This window comes from Sorangium sp. So ce367, assembly GCF_051520455.1.
Classification (GTDB): domain Bacteria; phylum Myxococcota_A; class Polyangia; order Polyangiales; family Polyangiaceae; genus Sorangium; species Sorangium cellulosum_B.
On record NZ_CP150334.1, the window covers coordinates 1,502,539 to 1,515,375 of the forward strand.

Annotated in this window: 10 protein-coding genes; 9 read left to right on the forward strand and 1 reads right to left on the reverse strand. The window is 72.4% G+C overall.

Translation table 11 applies throughout. The annotated features are described in order from the left end of the window. The first annotated feature begins 23 nt into the window (after window positions 1-23). The 5 genes from WME97_RS05690 to WME97_RS05710 all read left to right on the forward strand — a co-directional run bounded on the left by WME97_RS05690 (window position 24) and on the right by WME97_RS05710 (window position 7,654). On the forward strand, window positions 24-2,645 hold the full coding sequence (locus WME97_RS05690) for an MMPL family transporter (RefSeq protein WP_437550036.1): 2,622 nt from the start codon (window positions 24-26) through the stop codon (window positions 2,643-2,645). Next, window positions 2,642-3,820 carry a glycosyltransferase gene (locus WME97_RS05695; RefSeq protein ID WP_437550038.1) on the forward strand — a complete coding sequence of 393 codons (1,179 nt, stop codon included), beginning with the start codon at window positions 2,642-2,644 and terminating at the stop codon, window positions 3,818-3,820. Before WME97_RS05690 ends, WME97_RS05695 begins: the two co-directional genes overlap by 4 nt. A 4-nt stretch (window positions 3,821-3,824) precedes the next feature. Then, a complete protein-coding gene (locus tag WME97_RS05700; protein WP_437550040.1) occupies window positions 3,825-5,174 on the forward strand; it encodes a glycosyltransferase in 1,350 nt (449 codons plus the stop codon). Between the two features lie 232 nt (window positions 5,175-5,406). Further along, the gene (locus tag WME97_RS05705) at window positions 5,407-6,855 is read left to right on the forward strand and encodes a GuaB1 family IMP dehydrogenase-related protein (protein WP_437550042.1); all 1,449 of its coding nucleotides are present in this window, start codon (window positions 5,407-5,409) and stop codon (window positions 6,853-6,855) included. Between the two features lie 160 nt (window positions 6,856-7,015). After that, window positions 7,016-7,654, forward strand: coding sequence for a lysophospholipid acyltransferase family protein (locus WME97_RS05710; RefSeq protein ID WP_437550043.1), 639 nt, complete (start codon window positions 7,016-7,018; stop codon window positions 7,652-7,654). A 51-nt stretch (window positions 7,655-7,705) separates the two neighbouring features. On the opposite strand, the gene WME97_RS05715 is transcribed toward WME97_RS05710, so the two are convergent. Beyond that, window positions 7,706-8,080 (reverse strand): hypothetical protein, encoded by a 375-nt coding sequence (locus WME97_RS05715; protein ID WP_437550045.1) that lies wholly within the window; start codon window positions 8,078-8,080, stop codon window positions 7,706-7,708. A 400-nt stretch (window positions 8,081-8,480) separates the two neighbouring features. On the opposite strand from WME97_RS05715, the gene WME97_RS05720 reads away from it, so the two are divergent. From WME97_RS05720 to WME97_RS05735, 4 genes are all read left to right on the forward strand, one after another. After that, window positions 8,481-8,915 (forward strand): hypothetical protein, encoded by a 435-nt coding sequence (locus tag WME97_RS05720; RefSeq protein ID WP_437550047.1) that lies wholly within the window; start codon window positions 8,481-8,483, stop codon window positions 8,913-8,915. 261 nt (window positions 8,916-9,176) lie between these two features. Then, on the forward strand, window positions 9,177-10,406 hold the full coding sequence (locus tag WME97_RS05725; protein ID WP_437550049.1) for a glycosyltransferase family 4 protein: 1,230 nt from the start codon (window positions 9,177-9,179) through the stop codon (window positions 10,404-10,406). A 133-nt stretch (window positions 10,407-10,539) separates the two neighbouring features. Beyond that, window positions 10,540-11,535 carry an NAD-dependent epimerase/dehydratase family protein gene (locus WME97_RS05730; RefSeq protein WP_437550050.1) on the forward strand — a complete coding sequence of 332 codons (996 nt, stop codon included), beginning with the start codon at window positions 10,540-10,542 and terminating at the stop codon, window positions 11,533-11,535. Window positions 11,536-11,539: 4 nt separating this feature from the next. Further along, entirely contained in the window at window positions 11,540-12,700 is a 1,161-nt protein-coding gene (locus tag WME97_RS05735; RefSeq protein WP_437550052.1) for a glycosyltransferase family 4 protein, read from the forward strand. Window positions 12,701-12,837 lie beyond the last annotated feature (137 nt).

The following is a 12,837-nucleotide window of genomic DNA, read 5'->3' on the forward strand; positions in this document are numbered from 1 at the left end:
GTGTCCTTCGAATGCTCCTCAGGATGATCGGTGCGCTCGCTGATTTCAGCGGGCGCCGTCCCTGGCTCGTCATCGCGCTCGCGCTCCTCTCCATGGCAGGGCTATGGGGGTACGCGTCGCGGCTCGAGCTGCGCACGGAGCTCCGGGAGCTCTTGCCGCGCGACAGCCCGGCGTTCCAGGCCTACGAGCGTCAGGCCCAGCGCGTGGACGGCGGAGCGCAGCTCATCGTCATCGCCGAGTCGCCGGATCGCGGCGCGAACGAGCGGTTCATCGACGCGCTCGCGGAGCAGCTGAACGAGCCGCTCCGGAAGCGCGCGGCCTGCGCCGCCGCGTGCGCCGACGACGCCTGCCGGGCGGCGTGCGGGCCGCCGGCGCTCATCCGCTACCTGGAGTCCGGCACGAAGGAGGTCCGCAGCTTCTTCGACGCGAACAAGTGGCTCTACGCGAGCGTCCGCGAGCTCGAGGCGGCGGACGAGGCGATCGAGCTGGAGCTCGCGCTGCGGAGCGGCCTTATCGAGGATCTGGAGGCTCCCGGGGCGCCCGGAGGTGACGCGGGCGCGGCGGCGACGCCGGCGCCGGCGCCGGCACAAAAGGGGCTGTCGCTCGACGAGACCTGGCAGGAGCTCCAGCGGCGCCTGAAGAAGATCGACGAGTTCCCGAGCGGCTACTTCGCCACGCCCGACGGGCGCATGGTCGCGCTCCGCATCGTCTCGCGCAGCGCCGGGATGGGCGATCGCCGCGCGGCGGAGCTCCTCGACCAGGTGACCGCGCTCGTCTCGCGCCTCGACCCTGCGGCGTTCCACCCGGCCATGCAGGTCGGGTACGCGGGCGACATCCCGAACGCCATCGCCGAGCAGAAGTCGCTCGTGAGCGAGGCGGTGTGGGCCACCGTCATCGCGCTCGTGCTGATCGTCGGCGGCGTGATGATCTACTACCGCTCGCCCTGGTCGCTCCTGGTGATCCTGCTCCCCACGGCCTTCGGCGCCAGCGCGGGGTACGCGTTCGCGACCCTGACCTACGGCTACGTCAACACGGTCGGCGCCTTCCTCGGGGCGATCATCGTCGGCAACGGGGTCAATTACCCGATCGTGCTCCTGTCGAGGTACCGCGACTTCCGCGCGCGCGGCATGCCCGCGGACGAGGCGCGGCGCGAGGCGGTCATCAACGCGTTCCGCGCCGAGCTCGTCGGGGCGAGCGTGGCGGCGATCGCCTACGGATCGCTCACGATCACGCACTTCCGCGGGTTCAGCCAGTTCGGCACGATCGGCTTCGTCGGGATGTTCATGGTGTGGGCGTCCATCGTGCCGCTCGTGCCCGCGACGCTCGTCGCGATCGAGCGCATCCAGGCGAGGCTCCCGCGCTGGATGCGCGATCCGGCGCCGCGCGTCTCGGACGAGGGCACCGCGGGGCCCGGCTCGCGGGCGCTCGCGCGCGTGACGTCGCGGTGGCCGCTCGCGTTCCTCGCGGTCGCGCCGGTCATCGTCGCGCTCGCGGCGTGGAAGCTCCCCGCGTACATCCGGGATCCCTGGGAGTACAACTTCGCGCGCCTCGGCTCGAAGAGCTCGCGGGAGAAGGGCGCGGGGAGCTGGTCGCTCAAGGCGTCCGAGGTCTTCGGCGGGAAGATGAACGTCGCCGGCGCGATGATGCTCGCGGACACCCCCGAGCAGGTGCCGGCCATCAAGGCGCAGATCCTGGCGAACGACGCGAAGGATCCGCAGGGCCAGCTCGTGGCCGACGTCGCGACGATCGCCGACGCCCTCCCCGGCACGGCCGAGGAGCAGCAGCGGAAGATCGAGGTCCTGGAGCGCATCCGGGACCGGCTGACCCCGCGGGTGCTGAAGGCCCTGCGCCCCGAGGAGCGGGAGCGCGTCCTCAGCATGAAGCCGCCGGAGGCGCTCCGCGTCATCGGCCCGAAGGACCTGCCCGACCTCATCCGCCGCAGGTTCGAGGAGAACAACGGCGTCGTGGGGACGGTGTTCTACGTGAAGTACAAGAACAACATCTCGTTCTCGAACGGCAGGAACCTCCTGCGGATGGCCGACACGACCGGCAACGTGGTCCTCCCTGACGGGACCCACGTCGTCACGGCGAGCAGGCCGACGGTCTTCGCCGAGATGATCCGGTCGATGGAGCGCGACGGCCCGCTGGCGACGGCGGCCTCGCTCCTCGCGGTCACGATCGTCGTGGTGCTCGCGACGGGCAGCATGGCGGGCGCGCTCGCGGTCCTCCTGTCCCTCGTGCTCGGCGTGCTCGCGACGGCCACCGCCATGGCGGCGCTCGACGTCAAGATCAACTTCCTGAACTTCATCGCGCTCCCGATCACGTTCGGCATCGGCTGCGAGTACCCCTTCAACGTCTTCGATCGCGCGCGGCTGCTCGGCGGCGACGTGTCGCTCGCGCTCAAGCGCTCGGCCGGCCCCGTGGCCCTCTGCAGCTACACGACCGTGCTCGGCTACGGATCGCTCATCTTCGCCGACAACCAGGCGCTGAACTCGTTCGGCTGGGTCGCGGTCAGCGGCGAGGTGGCGTGCGTCGCGTGCGCGCTCCTGTTCCTCCCGGCGCTGCTCCACGTCATGAACCGATCGGCGCGGATGCGGCGCTCGTGGAAGGGCGGCCTCCTCCTGCGCGGGAGCAACCATTCGTGAAGATCCTCGACGTCGCGGAGTTCTTCTCGTCCCGCGGGGGCGGCGTGCGGTCGTACCTGGAGGAGCTCGTGCGCCAGGGGAGCCGGCGCGGCCACGAGATCGTCGTCGTGGCGCCCGGGCCGCGCGACGAGGTCGTCCCGCTCGAGCGGGGCCGCATCGTGCGGGTGGCCGGCCCGCCGATGCCGTACGACCCGACCTACCACGCGCTCCTCCGGCTCGGCGCGGCGCGGGCGATCATCCGCCGCGAGGCGCCGGACGTGGTGCAGGCGAGCGCACCGTACACGGCCGCGCTCGTCGCGGCGAGCGCCCGCGAGGTCCCGCTCCGCGCGTTCGTGTACCACTCGGATCAGATCAGCACCTACGCGGCGCCGCTGCTCGACCGGGTGCGCCCGCGCGCGGTCGCCCGGGCGCTCGAGGGCGCGCTGTTCGCCTGGCCGCGCGCGCTGTCGCGGCGGTTCGACGCGACGATCGCCCCCGGGACGTTCATCGCGGAGCAGCTCCGCAGCCACGGCTGCGAGCGCGTCCACCGCGTCACCTTCGGCGTGAAGCGCGGCGACTTCGACCCCGCCCGCGCGGACGCGGCGCTGCGCCGCAGCCTGCTCGGCCGGTTCGCGGACGAGCCGTCGGCCGCGCTGCTCCTCGTCGCGTGCCGGCTCGCCGTCGAGAAGCGGGTGGCGCTCGTGATCGACGCCGCGCGGGAGCTCGCCGCGCGGCGCCCCGTCGCCCTCGCGGTGCTGGGCGATGGGCCCGAGCGGGCGCGGCTCGAGCGCCGCGCGGCCGCCCTTCCGCAGGTGACCTTCCTCGGCTTCGCCAAGGACCGCGCCACCTACGCCGCGCTGCACGCCAGCGCCGACGTCTTCGTCCACGGGGGCGCCGCCGAGACGTTCGGCTTCGTGCTGGGCGAGGCGCTGTGCTCGGGCCTGCCGCTCGTCGTCCCGGCCGCCGGCGCCGCGCTGGATTTCGTGCAGCCCGGCGCCGCCGAGGTGTACGCGCCGCGCGCCTCGCCGGGCGAGGTGGCCGCCGCGATCGAGCGGGTGCTCGCGCGCCCGCGGGAGGAGCGCGTCGCGGCGGCGCGGGCCGCGGGGGAGCGGCTGCCCACGAGCGACGAGCACTTCGAAGCGCTGTTCGCGCTCTACGCGGACCTGCTCGAGCGCGGGGTGCGCGGCGAGGGTTGATGTCGTGGACGCCAGCTTGCCCGCGAGAGAACCGAACGTGCGCCCCTTCCTGCTGATCTCCCCCGCCTTCGCGCCCCAGACGAGCGTCGGCGCCTTCCGCTGGGTGAAGCTCGCGCGGCACCTGCCGCGCCACGGCTTCCGCGTCGCCGTCCTGTCGGGGACCTTCCCCGAGGATCCGCGCGACGACGGGCTGCTCGCCGCGCTGCCGCCCGAGGTCGAGGTCTTCGACGAGTACCTCGATCCGGTCGTCCTCGCCGCGGGCGCCGCGCTGCGCGCCCTCCGCGCGCGGGCGCCGCTCCCCGCGGGGCGCGCGGGGCCGCTCGTCGGGCTCCGCCCGTTCCAGGCGCTCACCGACCGCTGGATCGCGCACGCGCCGCGCGGGGCGCGCGCGGCCGTCGCCCTGGCCCGCCGCACCGGCGCGCAGGCCGTCGTGGTGAGCGCCGGGCCGTACTCGGCCTGCCCGGTCGGCCTCCACGTGAAGCGGGCGCTCGGCGTGCCGCTCGTCCTCGACATGCGCGATCCGTACTCGCTTCACGAGACGGGGAACGGGCCGCCGTCCGGCCTGGCCGAGCGGGCCCGGCGCGCCATCGTGCCGCGCCTGGAGCGCCGCTGGCTCGAGGGCGCCGACCACGTGATCTTGAACACCCGGGCCGCGCTCGAGGCCTACCGCGCGCGCTTCCCCGAGCTCTCGTCGAAGTCCTCGTTCGTACGCAACCACTTCGATCTCGCGCTGTACTCACAGGCGCCCGAGCCGGAGCCGCCCCGCCGCTTCGTCGTGCTCCACCTGGGCACCATCCGCGAGGAGGTCTCCGCCGAGCAGATAGGCGCCGCGCTGCGGCGGTTCATCGACCGCGAGCGGCTCGCGCCCGGCGACGTCGTGTTCCGGCAGATCGGCCGGATATCCGATCACGACCGCGGCTGCTTCGAGCGCATGGGGCTCACGCCGTACGTCGAGGCGCTCCCCCTGGTCCCGCACCGCGGCGTGCTCGGCGAGCTCAGGCGGGCGCACGTGCTGCTCGCGATGTTCAGCCCCCATGTCGTGCTGCGCATCTCGGCCAAGACCTACGACTACATCGCGTCGGGGATGCCCGTCGTCAGCGTGACGGCGAACCGGGAGGTCAACGAGCTCCTCTCGTACCGGGGCGACAACGCGCGCGTCGCGCCGGACGACATCGACGGCATCGCCGCCGCGCTCGCGCGCCACCTCGCGCGCTTCCGGGAGACGGGCGCGCTGCCTGTCCCCGCGACTCCGCCCGCGGAGCTGTCGTCCGAGGCGGCCGCGGCCAGCGTCGCCGCGATCCTGGACCGCGTCATCACCGACGCGGCCGCCCGGCGCGCCCGCCAGCCTGCTTGAAGACGTTCGCCAGGGATCTGGCTCGCGAGCGAAGAGAGGTTTGAACGCAGAGACGCCACGAGCGCAAAGGCGCAAAGTGCTTGAATTGTATTGCTTTTTTGCGTCTTTGCGCCTTTGCGCCTTCGCGTTGAAATCTCTCTCCGGATCGCTGGCAGAGCCCCTGGTGGGTGGAACTAGACTGGCGCGCGCCGCGCCGCCTTCGCGGCGCCATCCCCCTTCCTCGGAGCTGTGCATGCGCTTTCTCCACCCCGAGCATGACGAGAGCCTGGAGCTCGCCCTCGAAGACGTGTTCCTGACCCCCGGGTACTTCGCCGGCGGCTCCCGCCTCGAGACCGACCTGCGCCCGGCGGACTTCCCTGGCGGCTCGCACCCGATCGTCTCGGCGAACATGAACGCGGTCACCGGCAAGCGGATGGCGGAGACGATGGCCCGCTTCGGCGGCCTCGGCGTGCTCCCGCAGGACATGGATCTCGACACGGTCGAGCGCATCGTCGGCCACATCAAGCGCGCCGACCCGCGCTACGACACGCCCCTTTCGGTCTCCCCGCGGGCGACGCTCCGCGACGTGCACGGCATCATCCGCAAGCGATCGCACGACATGGTGGTCGTGGTCGACGACGAGCGGCGGCCGATCGGCATCGTCACCCACGCCGACCTGCGCGACCGGGACCAGTACACGCCCGCGTCCGCGCTCATGTCGTCGCGCCTCATCACCATCCCGGCCGGCACGCCGAACCGGACGGCCTTCCTGCTGATGGAGGACGCCCGCGTGAAGGCGGTCCCCGTGCTCGACGGGGACGGGCGGCTCCACGGCGTGCTGACGCGCGACGACGCCGTGCGGCTCGAGCTGCTCAAGCCGACGCTCGACGGCGGCGGCGAGCTCATGGTCGCGGCGGCGATCGGGATCTCCGCGCAGGCGGCCCAGAGCGCCGCGCGCCTGCTCGAGATCGGCGTCTCTGCGATCGTGCTCGACACCGCGCACGGCCACCAGCGCCGGATGATCGAGGCGATCCGCGCCGTGCGGGGCGCCGTCGGCGACGCCGTCCCGCTCGTGGCCGGCAACGTCTGCACGGCGGAGGGCACGCGGGCGCTCATCGAGGCGGGCGCCGGCATCGTGAAGGTGAACGTCGGCCCCGGCGCGATGTGCACGACGCGCATGCAGACCGGCGCCGGCCGCCCGACGTTCTCCTCGGTGCTCGCGTGCGCCCGCGAGGCGCGCCGCCACGGCAAGCGCGTCTGGGCCGACGGCGGCGTCCGTCACCCGCGCGACGTCGCGCTCTACCTCGCCGCCGGCGCTTCGCGCGTCATGGTCGGGACGACGCTCGCCGGCACGTACGAGAGCCCGGGCGACGTCATGGAGGACCGCGACGGGCTGCTCTACAAGGAGAACTACGGCATGGCGAGCGCCCGCGCGGTCAGCGAGCGCACCGCCGACCTCGACGCGTTCGAGCGCGCCAAGAAGGCCTTCTTCCGCGAGGGCATCTCGACGTCCCGCATCTACATCCACGAGGGGCGCGAGAGCGTCGGCGCCATCCTGATCGAGATGATCACCGGCGTGCAATCGGCGTGCACCTACGCCGGCGCGGCGAACCTCGACGAGCTCCACGACAAGGCCGTCATCGGGGTGCAGACGCTGGCGGGCTACGGCGAGGGCAAGCCGCACGGAATCGAGCGGCGTTGATCGAACGGCGTTGATCGAGCGGCGTTGATCGAGCGGCGTTGATCGAACGGCGTTGATTGATCGAGCGGCGTTGGTTGATCGAGCGCGGGATGACGGAAAGGTGACGTGACTTCCACCCGGGCAGCGACGAACCTCCGGCTGCTTACCGTCGAGGTCCTCCATGTCGAACGCACCTGCTCCACGTTTCTCCGCCGCGCGCCGCGCCGTTCGCCGGTTCGTCGGCCGCACCTGGTTGTCCGTGTTCGGCTGGCGCGTGGAGGGCATGACGGAGCTCCCGTCGAAGGCGGTGATCATCGCGGCGCCCCACACCTCGAACTGGGATTTCCCGTTCACGCTCGCGGTGAGCTACGTGCTCGACCTCGAGTTCTCCTGGCTCGGCAAGCACACGCTCTTCGAGCCGCCGTTCGGCTTCTTCTTCAAGTGGCTCGGCGGCGTCCCCGTCGACCGCCGCGACCGGAACAACCTCGTCGCGGCCGTGGTCGACGTGCTGAAGGAGCGCGACGAGCTCATCCTGATCATCGCGCCCGAGGGCACGCGCTCGCGCACGAAGCGCTGGAAGACGGGCTTCTACTACGTCGCGCTCGGCGCCGGCGTCCCGATCCTCCTCGGATACCTCGATTTCCCCCGCAAGCGGTGCGGGATCCTCCACGTGTTCCACCCGACGGGCGACATCGAGGCCGACATGGCGGCGATCCGCCATCACTACGAGGGCATCGAAGGGAAGCACCCGGAGCGGATGAGCGAGATCACGCTCGGCGCCAGGGGTGCTCCGGCGAACGGGGCCGTGCAGCACCCCTGAGCTCGGGTCGAGGGCGCGCGAGCCGCCTACCCGCGCGGCCGGGGGCGCTCGTCAGCGCAGGGACGGCGCGCGAACCGACGAGGCGGGCCCCGACGTGATCCTCGACGTCAGCACGCCCGCGAGCGCCCACTCGAACGCGGAGCGGTCGGTGTACACGTTGAAGCGGCCGCCCGTGGCGAGGTTGGCGACCGTGACGCCCATGGCGACGAGCCCCGGCCGCACGAGGATATGGACCTCCTTCAGCTTGCCGGGGTTCCGCAGGTGCCACGCCGTGAGCCTGGCCCGGACGTCGCTGTCATAGCCGGTGCCGAGCTCGAAATCGTCGAACAAGACCGGGTGCACGCCCGCCTCGACGAGGGTCTCCAGGTGCCTGATCGCCGGCTCGATGAGATCGAGCGACGCGTACCCCTCGAGGCGCCTCGTCACGACGTCGGACGCCGGCGTTCGAACATCGAGGACTCCCCGCCCGGTCGACCAGCGATCCCCCCGAGCTCCGAGCCGTGTGTGTGCCAAATCCATCTCGATTTCGAGACTTTAGTCGATGGGCGGCGCTCCGCCACGCGATCCGTCCGATCCGCGCCGTTCCCCGACGCCGGGGGCGTGCACTGCGCTCGCGGACGGCGCCTCGCCGGCCGGGCGCGCGAGGCGGCGGGGTTTCCGGCGCGTCGAGCACGTCCGGCGGGCCAGGCCGCCTCCTGCTGCGTCGAGCGCCGTCGGCGTGGCCGAAAGCGGCTATGATGCCGCGGCTGTTTCGGCCGCCAGCCGGTGCTGGCGGCTCGCGAGGCGTCCTCGCCCGCAGCAGAGAGACGAAGGAGGAGCTACCGAGATGAGAGGACATGTTTCCAGGGTGCTGCGGCTCGCTGTCGTGGCGTTTGCGTGCGCGCTGATGGCGGGCTGCGGCGGCCCGCTGCGCTACACGCCGCAGGGCATGGGGAAGGCGCCGGGCGCGGACGCCGTGATCATCGCCGACGTCAACTTCGACGCGGCCATGACCCGCCTCGACATCAACGCGAAGGACCTCCCGCCGCCCGATCGCCTCGACTCGAGCGGCACCGCCTACGTCGTCTGGGCGCGCCCGGACAGCGACTCGCCCTGGCAGCGGATCGGCGCGCTCACCTTCGACCCCGATGCCCGCACCGGCAAGCTCAAGGACGTGAGCGTGCCGCTCACCCGGTTCGAGCTCGTCATCAGCCTCGAGAAGACGGCCAATCCCGGGTCGCCGTCCTCGGAGCTCATCTTCAAGCAGGACGTCGAGTACTGACGCGGCGGCTCCGCCGGGGGTGCATCTTCGCAGCGCTGCTCGAGCCGCTCCCGGCGGGCGAGTCGCAGCCGTCCGGCGCGACCCGCGACGCCACCGACTTCACCGTGACGCCCCCCGCCCCTCGTCAATGGTGCCGAGGCGTGATCGTCGCCCGTCCCATCGAGGCGGGCGCCGGCCGTCGGACCCGGCGGCGATAACTCGGCGCCGCACACCGTGCATCGCGTGAATGCCCGCGAGCGCCGGTGCATCGAAGTGCGGTGAGTGAAGATTCTCCTCCTGTCGCAATGGTATCACCCCGAGCCGGTCGCGCGCCCCCATCTGCTCGCAGAGGCGCTGGCCGAGCGCGGGCACCAGGTGACGGTGGTGACCGCGTTCCCGAACTACCCGCATGGCCGCACTTATCCAGGGTACCGACAGCGCCTCTGGGACGTGGAGCACGCGAGCGGCACCAGGGTGATACGCCTCCCGAGCTACCCTGATCACAGCCGATCGCGCGTGCGGCGGACGCTCAACTACGCGAGCTTCGCCGCCTCGACCGCGCTGCTCGGGACTGCCCTCTCCGGGCCGGCGGACGTCGCCTGGGTCCATAACCCCCCACCGAGCCACGCCCTCGCCTCCTCGTGGCTCGCCGCGCTCCGCCGGATACCGTGGGTCTATGAGGTCCAGGACCTCTGGCCCGAGACCGCGGCGGCCTCGGGCATGCTCGACAACAGGCTCGTGTTCGCTGGCATCGATCGCGTGAACCGCGCCCTCTTCCGGCGCGCCGCGGCGATCACCGTCATCAGCCCGGGGCTCGAGCGTGAGCTCTCCCGCAAAGGCGTCTCGACAGACAAGGTGCACCTGATCCCGAACTGGGCCGACGATCGGATCTACAGGCCGGTGGAGCCCGACCCGCAGCTCGCGGCGGAGCACGGGCTGTCAGGGCGGTTCGTCGTCCTCTTCGCCGGCAACATGGGCCCTGCACAGGCCCTCTCCAGCGTGCTCGACGCGGCCGAGCGGCTGCGCGACCTCACCGACGTGCGGTTCGTGATGGTCGGGGACGGGAACGACGCGCTCAGGCTCCGGCGCGAAGCTGCGGCGCGGGCCCTCTCGAACGTCGTCTTCATCGGCCAGCAACCCCATGAGCGCATGCCGCATTTCTTCGCGCTGGCCGATGTGGCGCTCTCGCACCTCCGGCGCGATCCGCGCTTCGAGATCACGATCCCCTCGAAGATCCCGGCCTACATGGCCGCGGCCAGGCCGGTGCTCGTCGCGGCGGGCGGGGATCCAGCCGATCTGGTGCGGAGCAGCGGGGCGGGGCTCGCCTGCGAGCCCGAGGACCCGGCGGCGCTCGCGGACGCCGTGCGGCGGTTTCACGGCATGACGCCGGAGGCGCGGCGCGCGATGGGGGAGGCCGGCCGGCTCTATTTCCTTCGCTGGTTCACGCGCGAGCCGCTCGTGCGTCGTTATGAGGAGATCTTCGCGCGCGCAGCGGGTGAAGCACCGTCGTGAAGAAGCCGGCGCGCCCTTTTTCGTGAGCTGGCGCGCCGGCGCGGGGCTGAGGGGTACTAAAGGACGCAATGCACCGGGGCATTGCGGTGGGCATCGTTCCATTGGCGAGACGACAGGCACAGCGGTGGGGACCATGCAGAATTACAAGGACCGGCGGATCATCGTGACCGGTGGGGCGGGCGCGATCGGCGGCTCGCTCGCGGCGGCCCTGGCCGACGCGGGCGCGGAGGTGATCGTGGTGGACGACCTCTCCTCCTCTTCCCGCTGGGGCGTCCCGGCGCGGCGCAACGTGCGCTTCGTGGAGGGGAGCGTCGTTGATGACGGCTTGCTCGCGGCGGTGTTCCGCGAGCAACCGTCGCATGTCTTCCACCTCGCCGCGCTGTTCGCGAACCAGAACTCGGTGGACAACCCGGAGCGCGATCTCGAGGTCAACGGCCTCGGCACATTGCGGGTGCTGCAGCACGCGCGGCGCAGCGGGGCGCAGCGCGTCGTCTTCGCCTCGTCCGGGTGCGCGCCCTACGGCAGCGACCCGCCGCGGCCCGTCCACGAGGAGCACCTCGCGCTCGACGTCCACACGCCTTACCAGGCCACCAAGCTGCTGGGCGAGCTCTATTGCAATTATTTCTGCGGTCATCCGGCCGGCCACGACGGGCTGAGCACCGTGCGGATCCGCCCCTTCAACTCGTATGGTCCGGGCGAGGTCCCTGGCCGATACCGCAATGTGATCCCCAACTTCATCTACTGGGCCCTGCGCGGCGAGGCGCTGCCGATCACCGGGACGGGAGAGGAGACCCGCTCGTTCACCTACGTGGGTGACATCGTCGATGGATTTCTCCGCGCGGGCACCGCGGCGTCCGCCTCGGGCGAGGCGTTCAACCTGGCGTCGGGCGAGGAGATCGCCATCCTCGACGTCGCGAGGGCCATCAACGAGTTGACGGGCAACCGCGCCGGCGTCCGGTTCGTCGGGCGCCGGTCGTGGGATACGCAGCGCCGTCGGGTCGCGTCCACCGACAAGGCCCGTCGCCTCCTTGGCTTCGAGGCGCAGACGGGCCTGCGCGAGGGGCTCGCGCGCACCGTGGCGTGGTTCCGCGAGCGCTGGGCCCAGATCGAGGCCGACGCGCGCTTCTAGGGACATGCGCGTCGCGCTCTGGGGCCCCCTCCCGCCGCCCGCCGGCGGAATCACGCGGTGGATGAGGAACTACCTCGACGCGGCGCCAGCGGCGGGCATCGAGGCGGACGTCGTCGACACCTCGCCCCGAGGCGCCTCGACCGATCCGACGAGCAGGCTTCGCCCCGCGCGCGTGGTGCGCGCGGGCGAGGCGCTGGCTGCGCTTCACCGGCTGCTCGCGCGACGCCGGCCGGATGTCGTTCATCTGTGCACCACCCTGTTCTGGGCGACCGCGCGCGACGGCCTCGCGGTGGAGCTGTGCCGTCGCGCGGGGGTGCCGGCCGTGCTCCACCTGCGCCTGTCGCCGCAGATCATCACCTGGCATCGGGCCCTGCCGTGGCCGGCTCGGCGGGCCGTGCGCGCCGTGCTGGGCCGCGCCGCAGCCGTCATCACGCTCTCGGAGGAGCTGCGGTGTTACGTGCAGGCCCTGGTTCCAGGGGGCCGCGTCCTCCGGATGGCCAACCCGGTCGACACCGGCGGCTTCCACCCCGCTGCCGCGCCGCGCTCGCCCGGCCAGCCGCTGCGGGTGCTCTTCGCGGGGCTCGTCACGCCGCAGAAGGGGGTCCTGGAGCTCGCGCGGGCCGTGCTGGCGGTCGAGGGCCTGACCCTCGCGCTGGCGGGGCCTCGCGACGCGAGCGGCGCTGCCGGCCCGTCCCGCCGCCTCGACGAGGCGCTCGCGGAGCTCGATCGGCAAGGCCGCCTGAGCCTGCTCGGCGAGGTGCCCGAAGACGCGATGCCCGCGGTCTACCGCGACGCGGACGTCTTCTGCCTGCCGAGCCATGGCGAGGGGCTGCCCAACGCGTTGCTGGAGGCCATGGCCAGCGGCCTGCCCTGCGTCGTCACGCCGGTCGGCGCGGTGTCGGAGGTGATCCACGGCGAGGGCGGTCGGGTGGCGCTCCTGGTGGCGCCGAGAGACGAGGACGCGCTGCGGGGCGCGCTCCGATCCCTGCGCGACGACCCTTCCCTGCGGGCGCAGCTCGGCGAGGCCGCGCGCCGGCGCGCCGTGCGCCGCTATGCGAGCAGGACGATCATGGCGGAGTACGCCGCGCTGTATGCGCAGCTCGCGACGGCCAACTCTTCTCGTCCCGAGCCCCGGGACGAACATCACGGCTGCGCGGGGCCGTAGACCGCGCGCCGTACGGCGTCGGGAAACTCGCCCACCGCCTACGCCTGCATGGATCGAGTCCGGTGGGAGCTCATGCGGCGGCCGGGAGGCGTACGCGGCGGCGAGCTGCCCGCCGCCATGGCGCGGTCAAGGGCCCG

Bases quoted from the DNA above. Each gene is read 5' to 3' on its own strand.
- WME97_RS05690 (WP_437550036.1), top strand. From the start codon at position 24: ATGATCGGTGCGCTCGCTGATTTCAGCGGGCGCCGTCCCTGGCTCGTC.
- WME97_RS05705 (WP_437550042.1), top strand. From the start codon at position 5,407: ATGCGCTTTCTCCACCCCGAGCATGACGAGAGCCTGGAGCTCGCCCTC.
- WME97_RS05710 (WP_437550043.1), top strand. From the start codon at position 7,016: ATGTCGAACGCACCTGCTCCACGTTTCTCCGCCGCGCGCCGCGCCGTT.
- WME97_RS05720 (WP_437550047.1), top strand. From the start codon at position 8,481: ATGAGAGGACATGTTTCCAGGGTGCTGCGGCTCGCTGTCGTGGCGTTT.
- WME97_RS05730 (WP_437550050.1), top strand. From the start codon at position 10,540: ATGCAGAATTACAAGGACCGGCGGATCATCGTGACCGGTGGGGCGGGC.
- WME97_RS05735 (WP_437550052.1), top strand. From the start codon at position 11,540: ATGCGCGTCGCGCTCTGGGGCCCCCTCCCGCCGCCCGCCGGCGGAATC.